This window comes from Weissella viridescens (assembly GCF_001437355.1).
In the GTDB taxonomy this organism is placed as follows: Bacteria; Bacillota; Bacilli; order Lactobacillales; family Lactobacillaceae; genus Weissella; species Weissella viridescens.
This window is the reverse complement of sequence record NZ_JQBM01000002.1, coordinates 135,545-155,639: the sequence shown is the minus strand read 5'-3', so window position 1 is coordinate 155,639 and position 20,095 is coordinate 135,545. Positions and strand designations below refer to the sequence as shown.

Below are 20,095 nucleotides of genomic sequence, written 5' to 3'. Positions count from 1 at the left end.
CCTGCAACCTTCTGATTCGTAGTCAGACACTCTATCCAATTGCGCTATAGGTGCAAATACCATTCATATGATAAATATGAAAATGCCGACTACTGGATTCGAACCAGCGACCCCTTCATTACTAGTGAAGTGCTCTGCCAGCTGAGCTAAGTCGGCATCAAAATGCGGATGACAGGAATCGAACCTGCACGCCCGAAGGCACTGGAACCTAAATCCAGCGCGTCTGCCAGTTCCGCCACATCCGCATGGCATTTGTTTTTTCAAGGCACTCCCTGAAACAACTTAATTATCATACCAAGCCCACCAAACAAAGTCAACGTTTTTCACTAATTAATTTTTTAAAACATCAAAAAAGCATCACCAACATGGGCGATGCTTTTTTTGATTAATGTAATTCTGATTCTGGGACAATCTTTTCAGCACCAAAGTATGGTACTAACACTTCAGGTACATCGACCGTTCCATCTTCATTTTGATAGTTTTCAAGAATAGCAGCAACTGCACGTCCAACGGCCAAACCTGAACCGTTCAATGTGTGGACATATTGCAACTTACCATTTTCATCACGATATTGAATGTGAGCACGACGCGCTTGGAAACTTTCTGTATTTGAAACAGATGAAATTTCACGATACTGGTCTTGCCCAGGCATCCAGACTTCCAAATCATGTGTCTTAGCAGCTGAGAATCCCATATCTCCCGTTGAAAGCGTGATAACGTGATATGGCAAATCAAGCTTCTTCAAGATATTTTCAGCGTTCGCCACCATCTTGTCTAGTTCAGCGTATGATTGTTCTGGCTTAGCAAACTTAACCATCTCAACCTTGTTGAATTGGTGCATACGAATCAACCCACGCGTATCACGTCCAGCTGATCCAGCTTCTTCACGGAAGGCTGGGGTCAAAGCAGTGACTGAAATTGGTAGCTTATCAGCATCAATCACTTCATCGCGGTAGTAGTTTGTCAATGGCACTTCCGCCGTTGGAATCAACGTCATTCCTTCTTCAGCACCGACACGGTAAGCATCGTCACGGAATTTTGGATATTGTCCAGTTCCATACATTGCTTCGTCTTTGACGATGTATGGTGGAATCATTTCGGTGTAACCTTCTTTTTCATGCTCGTCCAACATAAAGTTATAAACAGCACGTTCAAGGCGGGCCCCTTGACCAACGTAGTAAACAAAACGTGAACCTGAAACCTTACCAGCACGTTCGAAATCTAAGATACCTAAATCTTCACCGATTTCGTAGTGTGGCTTTGGTGTAAAGGTAAAGGTTGTGGTTTCACCAACCTTGTAATCTTCAACATTGGCGTCTTCATCTGGACCAACAGGAATTGATTCATTTGGCATGTTAGGCAAGCGCGATGCGATGTGCTCAATCTTTTCATCCAATTGTTCAACTTGTTCATCCAAAGTCTTGATTTCGGCAGAAACACTTTGCATTTCAGCAATAACATCTGAAGCATCTTCCTTGTTACGCTTCTTAAGACCAATTTCATCAGAAACCTTGTTACGACGTGCCTTTAGTTCTTCAGTTTGGACCAAAATTTCACGACGCTTTGCATCTGCTGCTAGCAATTCATCGATTTGTTCTGGATCAACTCCACGAGTTGCCAAACGTTCTTTAACGAATTCTGGATTATTACGGATATATTTTAAATCAATCATCTACTCTTCTCCTTTGGCATTAGGCCTTTAGATTTAACTCAGCTAAAGCATCATCAACTTGCTTTAAGACTGCTTGTGCTGCGGCTTCATCTTCAACGAAATCATATTTATCACCGTCAATTTGTAACTTAGGTGATCGGTCATACGCTTCAAACCACTTTGTATAACGTTCTGTGAGTTCCTTATAGTACTCATACAGTGATGGGTCATTTTCAATTTGTTCAAAATCACGCCCACGCCGCTTAATCCGTTCAAGCATTGTCTCAAAACTAACCGAAATATGAATCAGCAAGTCCGGATCCTTCGTTTGTGCATCGGAGGATGTATCGACTTGCTCCATCATGTTGTTCAACAAGTCGCTATACGTGCTGGCTTCAATTTGTGTCGCACGTCCCAAATCAGCATTTAGCTGAAATAAAAGACGATCTTCATAAATGGAACGGTCAATCACATTCAAAGGACTTGTCTGTGCCTCTTTGATACTTTCCAAACGCTTATTCAAAAAATAATTTTGCAATAAGAACCCATAGCGTTTTGGATCATCATAAAATAATGGCAAAATTGGATTGTCATCCACTGATTCGTAGTAGGCATTGCTACCCAAATGCTCAGCTAGCATTGTGGTGAGACTGGTTTTACCAGCTCCAATTGTTCCCGATAATACAATCATTGATTCCGTCCTACTTTCTCGCTAATACTATGTTTACCATTCTACCAAAAAATCGAAACTTTCGGGATAGTTTTGTCACCGAATCTAATTTTGATGTTGGTCCTTAATCATTTGATCATATTGTTCCAGCGTGAGGCGATGTTTTGTCATGTATTTTGCGTTTTCAACACCAACATATCTGAAATGCCAACTCTCATAGTCAATCCCCGTACTTTTGCGACCTTCAGGACTTTTCACGTAGCGTAAAACAAATCCGTAGTCAGGCGCATGCTTGATTAACCACTTTTGGCCCGCCATCTGATCGGACTTCGCTTCTAGGTTATGGTACTTATCCCAATACTGATTGGTCATGACATCAACCGCTAAGCCAGTCTCATGTTCACTTGAACCTGGCGTTTGAATAACCCCCTTGGTTGCTTTCAATGCTTGATCATGCGACATACCTTGACTGACATTTTGCTCATAGTTTTGATTAAAAACCTGTTCTTGATAAGCTTTTGAACGATATCCCGACACCAAAGTTGCTGGATAGCCAGCTGATTGAGCATCATGCATAAAGCGTTCTAGCGGCTCTTGGATTGTCTGGCTAACAGGAATACCATTCATTTCAACCTTTTTGAATCCAAGCTCTTGTTTTAGTGGATGCTTTTTATTCACCAAAATAAGATTTGGATTATTTGACGTGGCCGATTTAGGGAGTTGTGCTGCGTGCTTTGTCTTCACTTGATCTTGCGGTTTTGTTTGACCCAGAGAATAAGCTGCGATACATCCACCAATAAATAATACAATTAGCGCAATCCCCATTGCTAATAGACCCTTATTTTTCATAGGTGCCCCCCTTTTTCTAAATTCTAGTATACACCCAAATAAAAAGGGTTTCCCTATCAATAGAGAAACCCTTGATATTAATTTATTTTCCAGTTGCCGCATGAATTCGCGTCACCGCACGTAACAACGCTGCTTCAGCAAGTTGCTGATCACGTTGATCGTGTGCCTCCCGAAGTCGACGTTGAGCTCGATCACGCGCTTCTTCGGCACGATGAACATCGATTTCTTCCGCCTTTTCAGCTGCATCTGCAACAATCGTTAATGTATTATTTGAAAACTCAGCGAAACCACCGTTGACCGCTAGGCGTTCTTCATAATTTTCGTCTTTATTTTCAATCTTCATTTCGTTTGTCGACAATGCTGAGATAACCGGATTATGGTTAGCCATGAGCCCCAATTCACCATCAGTCGTATGCAAAATGGCTAATGTTGCATTGGGATAGTCATAAACTTCACCATTTGGCGTGACAACGGCTACTTTAAAGCTATGTTTATCTTCTGCCATGGTCAACTCCGCCTATCTAATTTTGAGCCATTTGCTTGGCTTTTTCTGGAACCTGTTCAATTGCACCAACGTTACGGAACGCATCTTCAGGATATTGGTCATACTTACCGTCCAAAATATCCTTAAAGCTACGAACTGTATCTTCCACCTTAACGTATTCTCCAGGGATTCCAGTAAAGGTTTCCGCAACAGAGAATGGTTGTGACAAGAAGAATTGGATACGACGCGCGCGTCCAACAATTGTCTTTTCTTCGTCAGACAATTCATCCATTCCCAAAATAGAAATGATGTCTTGCAATTCACGATAACGTTGCAATGTGTGTTGCACTTCAGTCGCAACTTCATAGTGTTCTTGACCAACAATTTCAGGCGTTAAGGCTGTTGACGTAGATGCCAATGGATCAACGGCTGGATAAATACCTTGTTGCGTCAATGAACGTTCCAAGTTAGTTGTGGCGTCCAAGTGGGCGAATGTTGTTGCCGGAGCGGGGTCAGTATAATCATCCGCTGGGACATAAACAGCTTGGATTGATGTAATCGCACCATTCTTAGTAGACGTAATTCGCTCTTGCAATTGTCCCATTTCAGTTGCCAACGTTGGTTGGTAACCAACGGCAGATGGAATACGACCTAGCAAGGCTGACACTTCAGATCCAGCTTGGGTGAAACGGAAGATGTTGTCGATAAACAACAAAACATCCTGATGTTTCTCATCACGGAAATATTCCGCCATGGTCAAACCAGTCAAAGCAACACGCATACGTGCACCAGGAGGCTCATTCATCTGACCATAAACCATGGCCGTTTGCTTAAGCACTCCTGACTCTTTCATTTCGTGGTACATGTCATTTCCTTCACGAGTTCGTTCTCCGACCCCAGTGAAAACAGAAATACCATTGTGCCCTTGTGCAATATTATGAATCAATTCTTGAATCAAAACAGTTTTACCAACACCAGCACCACCAAACAATCCGGTCTTTCCACCACGAATGTAAGGGGCTAGTAAATCGATAACTTTAATTCCTGTTTCCAAGACTTCTGTTGAAGTCGCAAGTTCATCATAGGCGGGTGCCTCACGATGAATTGGCATACGTTCGGCATCAGGTCCAAATTGTGGACCCTTGTCGATTGTTTCACCTAACACATTGAACATGCGTCCAAGTGTGTCATCTCCAACAGGGACTTCGATTGGTGCCCCTGTATCGGTAACCTGCATGCCACGTTGCAAACCATCAGTTGAATCCATGGCGATTGTACGAACAACACCATCTCCAAGTTCCAAAGACACTTCAACTGTAAGGTCTTCATTGTCTGCCCCACGATCAACCTTTAAGGCATTGTTGATAGCAGGCAATTCTGTTCCTGATGGGAAAGCAACATCGACCACAGGCCCAATGATTTGAACAATTTGTCCGGTACTCATTGTCGTTTCCTTTCTGTAACTGCTACGCACCTTGGCGACAGCTATTCAAGCGCTGCCATACCACCGGTAATTTCGGTAATTTCAGTCGTGATAGCAGCTTGACGCGCACGATTATAATGCAATTCCAAACTATCAATCACGTCTTTAGCATTGTCAGATGCTGAAGACATCGAGTTAACAGAGGCTGAATGTTCAGCAGTCTTGGCATCCAAAATCGCCCCATAGACTAAGCTTTGGGCATATTGAGGCAAGACCGTTTCCAAAATCTTTTCAGGTGATGGATTCATATCATACTCTGCACTCATCTCGTTGCTATCAGCATTTAATTTTGTCGTATCAACGGGTAAAATTTGTTCCATTTCAATTTCATTTGAAATCCGGCTTGCAAAGTGTTGATAAGCAATCACAAGCTCATCATAAACTTCGTTATCGTACATTGATGTCACCATCCGAACGATATCGCGCACTTCCATAAAATCAGGAACATCAGATACGCCACGATACTCATAAGCAACGTTGAAACCACGCTTCTTAAAGAAATCTGCGCCATTTCCACCAACGGCGAGAATCACAACATCATCCTTTGATAAGTTGCGCGCTTCTAATTCACTCATGACTGCTTTAATCAATGTTGAGTTATAACCCCCAACCAAACCACGATCAGAGGTAATAACTAGAAAGCCAACCTTTTTAACGTCACGCTTATCTAGCAAAGTCCCCTTTACGTTGGAAATGTTAGCGGCCGCTAAATGGGCGACAACATCAGAAAGACGTTGTGCGTACACACGGTATCCATTCCCAGAGCGTTGAATTTTAGACAATTTTGCCGTTGAAACCATCTGCATCGCACTTGTAATTTGACGCGTGCTTTTAGTGGACTCAATACGGTGTTGAATCTCTTGCAAAGAAGCTGCCATAATTGCCCTCCTTTACTATTGCTCACTTGCAGTAAATGTTGATTTGAATTGCTTCATTGCTGCATCCAACTGGTCTGTATCAGGTAGTTGTGATGTTTGCACAATCGTATCGACTAAATCACTGTGTGAGGCATGCATTGCGCTAATTAATTCTGATTCGAAACGTGGAATATCGTCAACCGCCACATCATCCATGAAGCCATGCGTCAAGGCATATAAAACGATAACTTGATCTTGAACAGGCATTGGTGCATGCAATGGTTGCTTAAGTAGTTCAACGGTACGACGACCGCGCGCCAACTTAGCTTGCGTTGCTGAATCCAAATCTGAACCGAATTGCGCAAATGATTCCAATTCGTGATATGATGCCAAATCCAAACGTAACGTTCCCGCAACCTTCTTCATGGCTTTAATTTGAGCGTCTCCACCAACACGAGAAACAGATGTTCCCGCATCAACGGCTGGACGGTTACCAGCATAGAAGGCGTCAGCATCCAAGAAGATTTGTCCATCGGTGATAGAAATAACGTTCGTTGGAATATAGGCTGAAACGTCTCCAGCTTGGGTTTCAATGATTGGCAAAGCGGTCATTGAACCACCACCCAATTCATCTGACAATTTAGCAGCCCGTTCTAGCAAACGTGAGTGCAAATAGAACACGTCACCAGGATAGGCTTCACGACCAGGTGGACGACGAAGAATCAATGACAGCTCACGATAAGCTGTTGCTTGCTTTGATAGATCATCATACACAATCAACACATGCTTACCGTTGTACATGAATTCTTCACCCATGGCAGCACCAGCATATGGTGCCAAATACAATAGCGGTGCTGGTTCAGAAGGTCCAGCAGTCACAACGATTGTATAATCCAAGGCACCGAGTTGGCGCAAAGTTTCGACTTGTGTTCGAACTGTTGAATCTTTTTGACCAATTGCAACATAAATTGCAATAACATCTTGATCCTTTTGGTTCAAAATCGTATCAATCGCGATTGACGTCTTACCTGTCTTACGATCTCCAATAATCAATTCACGTTGACCACGGCCAATTGGTACCAAGGCATCAATTGACTTGATTCCAGTTTGCAAAGGTTCTGAAACCGATTGACGATCCATAACCCCTGGGGCTTTGGCTTCAATCGGACGAGTCTTTGTCGTATGGATTGGTCCCAATCCATCAACTGGTTGACCCAGCGTATTTACAACACGTCCAATGAGTTCCTCACCAACAGGCACTTCCATAACTTGGCCTGTACGAGTAACGGTATCACCCTCATGAATATCATCATAACGACCCAAAATAATAATTCCAACATCGTCTGATTCAAGGTTTTGTGCCATACCGTAAGTGCCACTTTCAAAGGTCACTAGTTCGCCAGCAAGGGCGTTATCTAAGCCATCGACACGGGCAACACCGTCACCAACATAGGTAACAGTTCCTGTCTCTTTGACATCTAGCTTATCTTCGTAGTTGGCTAATTGCTCTTTGATGAGAGAACTGATTTCTTCAGCTTTAATGCTCATTTCAACAGTTCCTCTTTCTACTTAATTCTTTCGTGCTTTTCTATTAGTCAGTAATGCTTTGGCGAATATTTGCTAACTTTGTCGATATCGTGCCATCTAAAACGCGATCATTTGCTTCAATTTTTACGCCACCAATAATATTTGGATCCACATTATTCTCAATTACAATCTGCTTTGCTTTGAATAATGTTTTCAATTTATCAGACAAACGCGCCGTTTGCGCATCATCTAATGGAATTGCTGTCGTAACCTTAGCTGTAACAACCTGGTTATGGCGATCCACTAGCACTTTGTATTGCTTAATAATCATTGGTAAATCGGCAATGCGTCGATTTTCGTAAACTAAGTCTAAAAGACGTTGTACAAAAGTACTTGCGCCTTGTTCTAGACTCTTTAACAAAGCCTGCTTATCTGGTTCAGGAATGTTAACTGAAGTCAAAACTGACATTAAATCTGGATTTTCAGAAAAAACGGATCCAATTGACATTAGCTCAGCTAAAGTCGCATCAATCGTTCCTTCTGGTTCTGTTAGTTCAAATAAAGCCTTTGCATAACGTTTACCAATTGTGGTGCTCGTTAATTTGGCCATTATTTTTCTCCTAACCCATCAATATAAGCATCAATCAATGCTTTCTGATCATCCAGCTTTAATTCTTTTTGAATAATCTTTTGTGCAATTGTTACCGACAAGTCGGCAACATCATTTTTAGCAGATGTCATTGCTTCTGAACGATCTTGTTCAATTTGGGTTGCAGCACGATCTTTAAGTGTTTGTGCCTTTGTTTGGGCGTCAGCAACAATTTTCTTGCCTTGTGCATCAGCTGACTTTTTCGCATCAGCGACAATCTTGTTGGCATCAGTACGTGCTGCCGTCAATTGTTCTTGTCGCTCCTTTGAAAGCTTTTCAGCTTGCTGGCGCGCATCTTCTGCAGAATCCAAATCATGAGCAACCTTATTTGCACGGTCATCCATCATCTTAACTACCGGTCCCCATGCAAACTTCTTAAGAAGCAGCATTAGGATAACAAAGGCAATTAACAAAAATAACATATTCCCCAAAGCCAACCCATCGCTAGCACCAGCGAAAAATACTTGATTTAACATAATTAGTTGGCCTCCACGCAATAACTGAATTACTTACTCAACAACATGAACGCAATCGCGATAGTGATAATTGGCACGGCTTCGACCAACGCAACACCAATGAACATGTTTGAACGTAGCTTTCCTTCAAGTTCAGGTTGGCGTGCCATCCCTTCAAGCATCTTTGAGATAATAAGTCCGTTACCGATACCTCCACCAATGGCGGCTCCAGCTGCGGCAAGACCTACACCGATTGTTGCAATACTTCCTGTCATGAAAACATCCTCCTGAGATTTATATAAAAAACGACTAGACAACTATTCTAATTTTTCGCCAACATAGACATTGGTCAAAACGACGAAAACATATGCTTGAATAGCACCAATAAAGAATGAAAAGGCCATCCAAATGACTGCCAAAATGAGTCCTGGCACCATGGTTAGGATACCGTATGATTTGGCTAATTCCCAAATCAAGCCCATCACAATTTCACCGGCAAAAATATTTCCAAAGAGTCGAAGCCCTAAGGTCATAAAGCTCGTAAATTGATCAATGACATTGATAGGCATCAACGCGGCATATGGACTAAAGTATACGCCTTTTACGTACTTCTTGAATCCACCCTTATCAACACTCAAAAAATGGGACAACCCAATTGATATCAGCGCCAAGGTAAATGCAACCAGCGGGTCAGAGGTGGCACTCTTTAAGAAAGTCACGCCTCCAACATTCACATGAAGAATTAAACCTAACTGATTTGTTACGAACACAAATGCGAATAGTACAAATGAGAAGAATTTTAGCTCACGACCCGTTTGATTAGGAAGATTGCCGTCAACAATCCCATTTGTGAATTCGATCAGCATTTCTAACGCATTTTGCTTACCAGTTGGTTTCATTGTGAGACGGTGAGCCATCCAAACGCAGATAATAAATACCAACGCCATAGCCACCGTAATCGAAATGATAACCGGCAGATCAAATTTCAGTCCCGCAATAACAAATGATGCGGTTTTTTCGTCCACAGAACGTTACCTCCTTTTCCCAATTTAATCACCGACACACGGGTGCCGAAACACACACATACCTGCAATACACCACTATATTATGCCCATTTGCTTGGCAATTCAATGACTAAAATGCCAAAATTTGTCCAAGAATATTAGAAAGTTGATAGCATCAATGCTTTTAGCGATTTTTTTCACAAACTTTTTTTATAAGAAAAAAAGGCCTACAGATATGTAAGCCCTTTCTATCCTTATTCAGCGTAAGCAGAGCACTTACACATCAGCTTCAGACGCTGCTTCTTTTGGCAAAATCAAGTTCAAAGCAATTCCCAAAACAGTTGCAATTGCAACTCCTGAAAATTGAACAACTTCTGAACCAGATCCAACTTGTAAGTAAGCATTTCCGATTCCAATAACCAAAACTGAAGAAGCAATCATCAAATTACGCTTCTTATCAAAATCAATCTTGTTATCAACCAAGATACGCAACCCAGATGCCGCAATCACGCCGAACAAGAGGAATGAAATCCCACCAGTCACTGCCCCTGGAATTGATTGAATCAATGCAGAAAGCTTACCAACGAATGAGAACAGAATCGCAAACATCGCTGCTCCCATCAGAACGTAGACCGAGTGAACCTTGGTAATCGCCATAACCCCAATATTTTCACCGTATGACGTTACTGAAGGTCCGCCAACTAATCCCGCAAAGATTGACGCAGCCCCATCACCTGCAAGCGTACGTTGCAACCCAGGCTCTTTAAAGTAGTTACGACCAGTTAAGTCATCTAGTACCATCAAGTGACCCATGTGTTCAGTAATCGTTACCAACGCCAGTGGTGCCATTACAATAATGGCATTCCAATACATATGTGGTTGGTAGTTCACAAATGGAATTTCAAAGTTTGGTAAGGCAAACCATTTTGATTGCATAACTGGTTGGAAATCAACCAAGCCAAAGAGGACGGCAAAGATATATCCAACCACAATTCCAAGCAAAATTGGAATTAAACCAAGAAATCCTTTTAACTTCATGTTGAAGAAAATCGTAACACCCAAAGTCAGCATGGCCACAATAAAGACACGAATGTCATACTTGCCATTCAACAACGTGGCTGATTGGGCCGCAGAAGGCGCCAATGACAAGCCAATCACCATGACAATTGGGCCCACCACGATTGGTGGTAAAAGACGATCAATCCAATTTGTCCCAATCATGGCTACAATTCCAGCAATAATTAAGTAAATCACCCCGACCGAGATAACCCCCGCAGCAACACCAGGATACCCGGTTGTTTTCATCAGTGACATCATTGGCACAATGAAGGCGAAACTTGATCCCATGTACGCAGGAATTTCCTTCTTCGTAATCAAGATATGCAAAAGTGTTCCAACACCAGAACTGAACAATGCGATTCCAGGGTTCAAGCCAACAAGTAACGGTACCAACACGGTTGATCCGAACATAGAAAACATGTGTTGCAATGAAAGTCCAATCCACTGTCCAAATTTGGGCTTATCATCAACATCCAAAACGACATCCTTTTGGTTTTCTGCCATTTTAAAACTTCCTCCTATTTTTGCGCCTAAAAAAGCTGGTGTCGTTTACAACAACACCAGCTTAAAAATTCAAATCGATTTTACGCCACGCAAAAAGCAGGACTCGACTATTTGAACTTTTCAGTCTCACTGGGCTGAATTAAAGACACATTTCATTACTATTGAGTATACGTTAACCGTTTTAAGAGCACAAGTGACAATTATTTAAATTCAATCGCTTCAGGTGCCTCAACAAATGAATCCAAAAGCACTGAATCAAAATTCAATTCCAAGATGGTTTCAGCTTCAGGATGTGGGTGCCCCGAGTGCCATCCTTTATTATCAGCAAACAAAGGTTCGATCTCTGGCCATGTTTTATCTGAAACCTTGGCCGTCACCTTATTAGATGACATACGCTTACCGCCAGCACCAGGCATTGTGGTAAAGGCCACTTTGTCATTAGCTTGAATCTGTGCAACCTTAGCGACATCAGGCTTTGAAACGACGTAGAAACGATTAGGCACCTCTGGATCCTGACCAAAACCGACGACACGGACTGATGGTTGGTCAGCCACAGCTGTCGCCAATACCAATAATTGTTTAGCTTCAGCTACATATTCTTGAAAATCTGCCATGATAAATCCCTCTTTCGTTTTTATACTTCTATTTTACCAGTTTATCACTTTAATATTGTAAGAAATGCAAAAAAGCTTATCTCGACGAGATAAGCTTTTTGCATTTTTTATTAGTGTGTACCGAACAAACGGTCACCAGCATCACCCAAACCTGGGACGATGTAACCATCTTCATTCAAATAATCATCAACACTAGCTGTGAAAATATCCACATCAGGGTGGGCCTTTTGAACAGCCGCAACCCCTTCAGGAGCAGAAACAAGTGTGATCAACTTGATCTTATTGGCACCACGCTTCTTCAAAGCATCAATCGCCATGTCAGCTGATCCACCCGTTGCCAACATTGGATCAACAAGCAAAACTTCTCGTTGATCAATGTCATCTGGCAACTTAACAAAGTATTCAACTGGTTCAAGCGTTTCTTCATCACGGTACATGCCAATGTGACCAATACGCGCTGCTGGAATTAACTTCATAATTCCATCAACCATCCCTAGACCTGCACGCAAAATTGGCACAATCGCCAACTTCTTACCTGCCAAAGTCTTCTTTTCCGTTGTGGCTACGGGTGTCTCAATTGTAACTTCCGTCATTGGCAAGTCACGGGTAACTTCGTAGGCCATCAATGAAGCAATTTCATCAACGATCTCGCGGAACTCTTTTGTTCCCACTTCTTTGTTACGGATAATACTTAGTTTATGTTGAATCAAAGGATGTTCAAACACAGTTAAATTACTCATTACGTTCATTCTCCAAACTTTTTTAGTTTTTACATGCCACTACTCAGCATGTTCAATTTTACTCAATGGAAAACGATCCGTCAAAGCCCGTACGTCATCGGCAACTTCAGCAAGAATAGCAGCATCCTCAGAATTCTCCAAAGCACGCACCACAAGTTCAGCGACTTGAGCTGCTTCAGCTTCTTTGAACCCACGTGTTGTAATCGCTGGCGTTCCGATACGGATACCAGATGTGATAAATGGACTACGTGGGTCATTTGGAATGGCTTCCTTGTTTGTTGTAATGTGAACTGAATCCAACAAGTTTTGCGCCTTCTTACCTGAAATACCTGTTTCAGTTAGGTCGAGGTTAAACAAGTGGTTGTCAGTTCCGCCCGAAACAACGCGGATCGTTTTTGATGCATTGAATACTTCAGCCATCGCTGAGGCATTCGCAATAATTTGTCGGCCATAGGCCTTGAAGCTATCATCTTGGTCTTCCTTGAAGGCAACCGCTTTACCAGCAATCACGTGCTCCAAAGGTCCCCCTTGCGTTCCAGGGAAGATTGCAGAATTCAACTTTTTACCAAGTTCTTCATTGGCTAAGATCAAGCCACCACGTGGACCACGCAAGGTCTTGTGGGTTGTCGTTGTCACAACATCAGCAATCCCGATTGGTGATGGGTGCACACCAGCCGCAACAAGTCCGGCAATGTGTGCCATATCAACCATCAAATAAGCACCAACTGAGTCAGCAATCTTACGGAAACGATCAAAATCAATAATCCGTGAGTAAGCTGAAGCACCAGCGACAATTAACTTAGGGTGATATTCATCCGCCAAAGCTTGCACTTGATCATAATCTAGTAATTCGTTTTCATCCAATCCATATTCATGGAAGTTATAGACCTTACCAGAGAAGTTTACCGCAGCACCGTGAGTCAAGTGCCCTCCAGCATCCAAACTCATTCCAAGCACTTCATCTCCAGTTTCAAGCAATGCAGCATAAACTGCAGCATTGGCTTGTGACCCAGAGTGAGGTTGAACGTTCGCATATTCAGCACCAAACAATTCCTTGGCGCGGTCAATGGCGAGTTGTTCAACTTGGTCAATGAATTCCGTTCCACCATAGTAACGCTTACCAGGGTACCCTTCAGCATACTTGTTGGTCAAGATACTTCCTTGCGCGGCGCGGACACCGGCAGAGGCAATATTTTCAGAGGCAATCAATTCAATATTATGTTCTTGTCGATCTGCTTCTCGATCAACGGCTTCCCACAATTCAGAATCATAGCTACGGTAATTTGTCATATTGGCATCAGCCCTCCAAAGATTAATATACGTACATTATACAATATTTTGTTTAAAAATACATTGATTTCCGTACATTATCTTTAAAACAGAACTAATCTTCTAACAATTCAGAAACATCTTGCCCACCAGCCGCTTTATTTAAGCGGTTATTGTAAGCAGCATTTGCTGATGTTTCCGGCATCTTAGCAACCAAAATTGTATTGATGTTAGGCTGCGCGTCAAAATGACGTAATCCGGCAAATAACTTCGCTGCAGCTGAATCTGCATCTGGACCTAATGACCACACGAAATCCATCTCTGATAGTTGATGTTCGGCAATTAAGTCATTCGTCAACATTATCCCAACAGGATCTAATTGTGACTGCGCCCAGATAACGGCTTGCGTCCATTCATCTTTGGTAACCATATACACATCTTTGTCTGGTGCGTAATGGCGATATTTCATTCCGGGTGCTTTAGGCACTTCGTCGGCTTTAACTGCATGTTGTCCAGCCTCCACATCAGTGCCTAAAATAACTTCAATTTGTTCAGGTGTGATTTTTCCAGGACGCAAAACCGTTGGCACGTCCGTAGAAAGATCAATCACAGTTGACTCAACCCCGATGCGTGTACTGCCACCATCCAAAATCCCTGAAATCTTGCCATGCAAGTCATGATAGACGTGTTGGGCAATTGTCGGTGAAGGACGGCCAGATGTATTGGCTGACGGCCCAACAATTGGTGTGTCTGCTTCCCGAATCAAGCTTCTTGTTAAATCATTATCTGGCATTCGAATAGCTACGGTGTCTAGCCCACCCGTGACCGTTGCTGACAAAGCACCAGGTTTAACTGGCAAAATCATCGTCAAAGGTCCAGGCCAAAATGCCTTAATTAACTTATCAGCCCATTCATTGCGTTGCGCGAATGCGTCAATTTGCTCTGGGTCAGCCACATGGACAATCAACGGATTGTCTGATGGCCGCCCTTTAGCAGCGTATACCTTGCCGACTGCTTTCTCATTGAAAGCGTCAGCGCCTAAGCCATAAACGGTTTCCGTTGGAAAAGCGACCAACGATCCGCGCTTAATCGCACGGACTGCTGCTGGCAATTCATCCGGTGTCCAAATCTTAGTTTCCATACTTACCCCCTTCTTGCAACCTTCAACATGCGGTCATGCCCGCTCATATCTTGTTGCAATGTTACTTGTGTCGCCGGCAATTGACTAAAGAGATCAACGAGCGCTGGTCCTTGCTGATACCCAATTTCAAAATAAGCCTCCCCATTTGGCTTTAAATGTGCCAACAATTCCGGAGCAATCGCTTCGTAAATTGCCAACCCTTGGTCTTCAGCAAACAAAGCCTGGTCCGGTTCAAAGTTTAATACACTTTCATCCATCACAGCACGTTCATCTTCAGCAATATATGGCGGATTGCTAATAATCACGTCATACTGACCCTTAATATTTTCAAAAAGGTCACTTTGAAGAAAGCCAACTTGCGGTGCATATTGTTTGGCATTGGCTTGCGCCACCTCAAGAGCCTCACTAGAAATATCGCTAGCTGTTACATCCCATGTTGGCCGTTCAGCTGCAATGGTCACAGCAATCGCCCCTGATCCAGTACCAATATCCAAGACTGATTGTGTTGTCGCTTTGGGATGGTCTCGCAAAACCCAATCAACTAATTCTTCAGTTTCTTGGCGTGGAATCAAGACGCGTCGGTCTACTTGGAATTCACGACCATAAAAAGCTGCATGTCCTAGTGCATATTGCACCGGTTGCCCACCTTTAATCGCGTCAACAGCAACCATAAAACGCAAACGCAAATCATCTTCCAAAATCGTATTCGCATTATTGGCCAATTGACTATAATTCCAGTCCAACATCCCCGTTAAGAGATAGTCGATTTGCGCTTGGCGTTCATCTTGATCATGGACATATGGCTCGAGTTGCCAATTTCCCCAGTCACTGACGGCTTGAATTGTCCATTGTTCATCAAACATAACTTAACCTTGCTTCAAATCTTCAAGTTTAGCCGTTTGATCAGCAATCACAAGTGCATCGATGATATCGTCTAATTCACCGTTCATAATGCGATCCAACTTATTCAAAGTCAAACCAATCCGGTGATCCGTCACACGGTTTTGAGGATAGTTGTATGTTCGAATGCGTTCAGAACGATCACCAGTACCAACGGCTGTCTTACGCTCTTCGGCATATTCAGCTTCGTTTTGTGAGGCATAGTAATCGTACACACGTGTCTTCAAAATTTCCATCGCCTTGGCACGGTTTTGTTGTTGTGAACGTTGGTCTTGCATCGCCACAACGATTCCCGTTGGCAAGTGGGTCATACGCACGGCAGATGACGTCTTGTTAATGTGCTGTCCTCCAGCTCCAGATGAACGATAAACATCGACACGCAAGTCTTTGTCTTCAATTTCAATATCAACGTCTTCATATTCAGGCATTACCCCAACTGTGGCAGTTGATGTGTGAACACGTCCAGCTGATTCAGTTTCAGGCACACGTTGCACACGGTGGGCCCCGTTTTCATACTTCAACTTTGAATACACATTGTTTCCGGTGATCATCAAAACGATTTCTTTGTATCCGCCAATTTCAGTCTTGTTTTCATCAATGACTTCGACATTCCAGTTTTGGCGTTCAGCATAACGGCTGTACATTTCGTATAAGTCCGCAGCAAACAAAGCCCCTTCATCGCCACCAGCAGCACCGTGAATTTCCATGATAATATTCTTATCATCATTAGGGTCCTTAGGGAGCAATAGAATCTTCAAGCGTTCTTCTAATTCAGACTTTTCGCTTTCAAGTTCCTTTAGTTCACCCTTAGTCAATTCTTCCATATCCGCATCCAAATCTTCATTCAACAATTCCTTGTCGTCTGCGATTTCTTGAATAACGTCTTGGTAGTGCTTAAAAACTTCAACTGTTTCACGTAATTGTCCTTCTTCCTTTGACAATTCCATAAAACGATTGGTATCTGAAATGATATCTGGATCAGAAAGCATTTCATTCACTTCATCATAACGATCTACGACTGACTGTAGTCGTTCAAAAATTTCATCCATCGTTTGTTCTCCTATTTAAATTCTGCAGCTGCTGTAAAACCAGAGTCCTGTGAGCGGCGTGCAATCGCTTCTAAATCAGGGTGGTTATAGTGACGGCGGCAAACAGGTAGATATGAATCATCTCCACCAATTTGTACTTGCGCGCCTTGGTACACTGGCACACCATCATTTAAACGCAAGTTCATCGTTGCTTTACGACCACAAAATGAACATAGCGTCTTCATTTCTTCAATCTTATCCGCATAAATCAAAAGGGCTTCTGATCCTGGGAATAAATTGTTAAAGGCATCATTTTTCAAACCGAAAGTAAGCACTGGAATGTTCAATTCATCAACCACATGGGTCAATTGCAAGACTTGTTCCTTGGTCATAAATTGTGCTTCGTCAATCAGCACAGCCGCAATATCATCTTGTTGATCAATCAACGCAAACAAATCATCTTGATCTGTAATCGCAACGGCTGGACGGGTTAAACCAATGCGTGATGCAATCTCCCCGACTTCAGTCCGGTTATCGAGCGCACTCGTTAACAACAAGACATTGCGTTGTTGGACCTCATAATTATGAGCGACCTTTAAAATTTCAATACTCTTACCGCTGGCCATTGCGCCATAACGGAAAAACAACTGTGCCATCCTGACTCCTTTCGGTGTTAATAGATAATTTTGCCGATTAACACTCATTTAACAGTATAACCAAATTGCGGATAGAAAAAAAGCAGTTAAACATCCAATCTGTTTAACTGCTTTATTTTTATTGATCAGTTACGCTTATTTCATAACTTACTTCATATTTAGTACATTTACCTCTTCTTAAAATGCTGTGCTTACTTGATTCACAGATGAAAATCCGATTTTTTCTCTCCTTAATCTAACCTACACCAACTAAGAGTATCATCAAAATTATTTTCAGCCTCATACTCTTTTCACTAAAGAAGTCACTGCAATCATCGACAGACCAATTGGCAAATGCATTTAAAATGTTTGAAAATAAATCTTCACTCTCTGTATATGCGTTAAAAAAGGATAAAAATCACTTCTTGCTGAATAATCAGACTGACTTCCGTTATTTTTTCTTCCCTTAAATCACCTCAGTGCTAAAGGACCCAAAACTCTGTTTGTATATTAAAAATGGTATATCATATGTGTAATAGCACTATATAAAACTTCGATATTATACTTTTAACCTTAGAGATGCTTTTTCGCTCTTTCTTACAAAAATGCAATAGTACATATTTGTACTTACATACTTTTCAATCAATTCCCCACCACCATCTCTTTTTTTCATAAATCATAGTTTTTTAATTGCTTCATCCAATTTTGAAAATTTCCCAATTAAAGGGCTTTGATATTCCGTTGAATCATCAACATACCACCTAACTAAACTGCTACTAAATCCGGCATACTTTTTAATTTCCTGTACATCATTTGCATTAATGATCCCATTCATTTGTTTTACAGCTTTCTCTACACTACCGTAACCTTTTTCATCTAGGTGATTTTTAAAAATATAATTCAATATTTTTCTAACTTTTTGTTTAACCTTATCCATTTCTATCTCCTACATTATTTAGATGGAATAATCCGCATATTTTTTATCCAAGTATTAGGCCAATCTCTTGGCATAAGAATTTGATCAGCCTCACCCTCCAGTATTGTACCTGTACTTTCTATTTTTTGTGGTGCTACCTCACCAATATTTAAAACAGTTCCTTTCGGTACAGCAATCTCCGCTTCATATACTCTACCATTCCGGCTTCAATGCAGCATCAATTCTATTATTTGATTTGCTGGTTGTAACAAATGAACCGGTGGGTTTAGCCCTTCCACCGTATACTCTATAGAATTTCATTTCTTTCGTTGTAATGACAGTCCTATAAACCCCATTGACAACCAACGGTAATAGCTATTTTCTGCTTCTTACCTTTATAGCCAACTTCATAAATCGGTCAAACTGGATTCCTACCCTAATAAACTATCCCCCCCTGCTGTCCTGTCAGTGCTAAATAAATATAAGAAAAGCCACCCAAGTTTAAGGTGGCTTTCATCCTAATCAACTAAATAGAGGTCAAATTTTCTTTTATTCTTGTCAGAAGGACGTTGAGCAACTTTTTTTGTGATTTCTTGATCCGTATCATAATATGGAAAAATCGAACTAATAAACATGTTCCATACAATTCCCGAATCGTTATAATCTGCAGCGTACAAAAACTTCATTTCATCATGAATCACCATCACTATAGGTTGTTGTGGGAAATCACTAATATTCGATAAATCCATCATAGCATAACTTAATCCGTGCAAAGGATCTGGTATATTATAATTCGGAAATTGTTCATCTTCATCTTCTTCAGGAGTAATTACTGGTAATTTAAATTTCTGAATACACTGCTTTAAGAAAGTATCTAAATCAGGGATCTCTTTGCCGTAAAATTCAATTACTTTTACATCATTCAATAGTTCATCTAATCTTTGATTCAATTCATATTCACTAACTCTATATATTTGATTTCGTTTCATGATTCTCATTTTTCAACCCTTTTAAATGTTTTATAATGGTCATTTGTATAATATACATTCCCATCGCTACCTTTCACAAGCCTTCTAGCAGATCTTGGTTTTACGTCATCAATATCAAATTCGGCATAAGTAATATCAGTCCCATCGGATTTTTTCGTAGGTAATCTTTGGGCATTCCCACTTGGCTTATTCATCCACTTACCATTTGCATTTGCTGGCCCACCACGGTATTGACCCTTCCAACCGTGTGATGAATAGGCATCAAAAGCTTTCTGCGTATCTTTGTCCTTCTTAGAACCAGAATGCCCCTTAGTTAAACCTTTACGTAACTTGTTTGCGGACTTTTTAGTCTTTTTATTTGCCTTTTTTAGCCACTTTTTGGTTAGTTTCTTTGCCTTTCGCAAAATGGTTTGACGCTTTTTCTTGGCTGCAGCTCGCTTGCTGGGCGCTCATAGGCAACCTTTGTTGATTTCTGATAACGTGGTTTATCCTCTTTTTTGTATTGATAAACATCCGTTTCTCCAGCTTTTTGTTGATAACGACCATTCAAAACTCGATTGCCCACTTTAACTTCTCCAGGTGTCAACGCGGCTGGTAATACGCCCAAACTACTAATAATCAAGTCGCCCACCATCATAATATTAAATTGCTTTAAGAACATTTTGCACTAC

23 protein-coding genes and 2 tRNA genes are annotated in these 20,095 nt (G+C 41.7%); all 25 read right to left on the bottom strand.

The window, feature by feature from the left end; genetic code table 11:
- Window positions 1–83: 83 nt before the first annotated feature.
- Window positions 84–156, bottom strand: a tRNA-Thr gene (locus tag IV50_RS03340).
- A 7-nt stretch (window positions 157–163) separates the two neighbouring features.
- A tRNA-Leu gene (locus IV50_RS03335) sits at window positions 164–245 on the bottom strand.
- Between the two features lie 140 nt (window positions 246–385).
- Complete coding sequence (serS, locus tag IV50_RS03330; RefSeq protein ID WP_057745072.1) at window positions 386–1,672, bottom strand: serine--tRNA ligase; 1,287 nt, start codon at window positions 1,670–1,672, stop codon at window positions 386–388.
- 19 nt (window positions 1,673–1,691) lie between these two features.
- Window positions 1,692–2,342: a deoxynucleoside kinase gene (locus tag IV50_RS03325; protein WP_057745069.1), complete on the bottom strand. Its 651-nt coding sequence runs from the start codon at window positions 2,340–2,342 to the stop codon at window positions 1,692–1,694.
- 84 nt (window positions 2,343–2,426) lie between these two features.
- Complete coding sequence (locus IV50_RS03320; protein ID WP_057745067.1) at window positions 2,427–3,170, bottom strand: M15 family metallopeptidase; 744 nt, start codon at window positions 3,168–3,170, stop codon at window positions 2,427–2,429.
- 82 nt (window positions 3,171–3,252) lie between these two features.
- Window positions 3,253–3,675, bottom strand: coding sequence for a F0F1 ATP synthase subunit epsilon (locus IV50_RS03315; protein WP_057745064.1), 423 nt, complete (start codon window positions 3,673–3,675; stop codon window positions 3,253–3,255).
- Between the two features lie 16 nt (window positions 3,676–3,691).
- Window positions 3,692–5,098, bottom strand: a complete 1,407-nt coding sequence (atpD, locus tag IV50_RS03310; RefSeq protein WP_057745060.1) for a F0F1 ATP synthase subunit beta — start codon at window positions 5,096–5,098, stop codon at window positions 3,692–3,694.
- 41 nt (window positions 5,099–5,139) lie between these two features.
- A complete protein-coding gene (locus IV50_RS03305) occupies window positions 5,140–6,015 on the bottom strand; it encodes a F0F1 ATP synthase subunit gamma (protein WP_057745057.1) in 876 nt (291 codons plus the stop codon).
- A 15-nt stretch (window positions 6,016–6,030) separates the two neighbouring features.
- Complete coding sequence (gene atpA, locus IV50_RS03300; RefSeq protein WP_057745054.1) at window positions 6,031–7,542, bottom strand: F0F1 ATP synthase subunit alpha; 1,512 nt, start codon at window positions 7,540–7,542, stop codon at window positions 6,031–6,033.
- A gap of 43 nt (window positions 7,543–7,585) precedes the next feature.
- Window positions 7,586–8,131 carry an ATP synthase F1 subunit delta gene (atpH, locus tag IV50_RS03295; RefSeq protein ID WP_057745051.1) on the bottom strand — a complete coding sequence of 182 codons (546 nt, stop codon included), beginning with the start codon at window positions 8,129–8,131 and terminating at the stop codon, window positions 7,586–7,588.
- A complete protein-coding gene (gene atpF / locus IV50_RS03290; RefSeq protein ID WP_057745048.1) occupies window positions 8,131–8,646 on the bottom strand; it encodes a F0F1 ATP synthase subunit B in 516 nt (171 codons plus the stop codon). Before atpF ends, atpH begins: the two co-directional genes overlap by 1 nt.
- Before the next feature lie 29 nt (window positions 8,647–8,675).
- Window positions 8,676–8,900 (bottom strand): F0F1 ATP synthase subunit C, encoded by a 225-nt coding sequence (atpE, locus tag IV50_RS03285; RefSeq protein ID WP_057745045.1) that lies wholly within the window; start codon window positions 8,898–8,900, stop codon window positions 8,676–8,678.
- 42 nt (window positions 8,901–8,942) lie between these two features.
- Window positions 8,943–9,650, bottom strand: a complete 708-nt coding sequence (gene atpB, locus IV50_RS03280) for a F0F1 ATP synthase subunit A (protein ID WP_057745042.1) — start codon at window positions 9,648–9,650, stop codon at window positions 8,943–8,945.
- Between the two features lie 255 nt (window positions 9,651–9,905).
- Complete coding sequence (locus IV50_RS03275) at window positions 9,906–11,192, bottom strand: solute carrier family 23 protein (RefSeq protein ID WP_057745039.1); 1,287 nt, start codon at window positions 11,190–11,192, stop codon at window positions 9,906–9,908.
- 200 nt (window positions 11,193–11,392) lie between these two features.
- The gene (locus IV50_RS03270; RefSeq protein WP_057745037.1) at window positions 11,393–11,806 is read right to left on the bottom strand and encodes a pyridoxamine 5'-phosphate oxidase family protein; all 414 of its coding nucleotides are present in this window, start codon (window positions 11,804–11,806) and stop codon (window positions 11,393–11,395) included.
- 110 nt (window positions 11,807–11,916) lie between these two features.
- Entirely contained in the window at window positions 11,917–12,546 is a 630-nt protein-coding gene (gene upp, locus IV50_RS03265) for a uracil phosphoribosyltransferase (RefSeq protein WP_057745035.1), read from the bottom strand.
- 39 nt (window positions 12,547–12,585) lie between these two features.
- The gene (gene glyA, locus IV50_RS03260; protein ID WP_057745032.1) at window positions 12,586–13,836 is read right to left on the bottom strand and encodes a serine hydroxymethyltransferase; all 1,251 of its coding nucleotides are present in this window, start codon (window positions 13,834–13,836) and stop codon (window positions 12,586–12,588) included.
- A 94-nt stretch (window positions 13,837–13,930) separates the two neighbouring features.
- Window positions 13,931–14,956 carry an L-threonylcarbamoyladenylate synthase gene (locus tag IV50_RS03255; RefSeq protein WP_057745030.1) on the bottom strand — a complete coding sequence of 342 codons (1,026 nt, stop codon included), beginning with the start codon at window positions 14,954–14,956 and terminating at the stop codon, window positions 13,931–13,933.
- 2 nt (window positions 14,957–14,958) lie between these two features.
- Window positions 14,959–15,819: a peptide chain release factor N(5)-glutamine methyltransferase gene (prmC, locus tag IV50_RS03250; RefSeq protein ID WP_057745028.1), complete on the bottom strand. Its 861-nt coding sequence runs from the start codon at window positions 15,817–15,819 to the stop codon at window positions 14,959–14,961.
- A gap of 3 nt (window positions 15,820–15,822) precedes the next feature.
- The gene (gene prfA, locus IV50_RS03245) at window positions 15,823–16,905 is read right to left on the bottom strand and encodes a peptide chain release factor 1 (protein WP_057745025.1); all 1,083 of its coding nucleotides are present in this window, start codon (window positions 16,903–16,905) and stop codon (window positions 15,823–15,825) included.
- A gap of 11 nt (window positions 16,906–16,916) precedes the next feature.
- Complete coding sequence (locus tag IV50_RS03240) at window positions 16,917–17,540, bottom strand: thymidine kinase (RefSeq protein ID WP_057745023.1); 624 nt, start codon at window positions 17,538–17,540, stop codon at window positions 16,917–16,919.
- A 655-nt stretch (window positions 17,541–18,195) separates the two neighbouring features.
- Entirely contained in the window at window positions 18,196–18,456 is a 261-nt protein-coding gene (locus IV50_RS03235) for a hypothetical protein (protein ID WP_057745020.1), read from the bottom strand.
- Between the two features lie 497 nt (window positions 18,457–18,953).
- On the bottom strand, window positions 18,954–19,424 hold the full coding sequence (locus tag IV50_RS03230) for a hypothetical protein (RefSeq protein WP_146741138.1): 471 nt from the start codon (window positions 19,422–19,424) through the stop codon (window positions 18,954–18,956).
- Between the two features lie 5 nt (window positions 19,425–19,429).
- Window positions 19,430–19,828, bottom strand: a complete 399-nt coding sequence (locus IV50_RS03225) for a ribonuclease domain-containing protein (protein ID WP_057745014.1) — start codon at window positions 19,826–19,828, stop codon at window positions 19,430–19,432.
- Window positions 19,807–20,085: a hypothetical protein gene (locus IV50_RS03220; RefSeq protein WP_057745012.1), complete on the bottom strand. Its 279-nt coding sequence runs from the start codon at window positions 20,083–20,085 to the stop codon at window positions 19,807–19,809. Before IV50_RS03220 ends, IV50_RS03225 begins: the two co-directional genes overlap by 22 nt.
- Window positions 20,086–20,095: the final 10 nt, after the last annotated feature.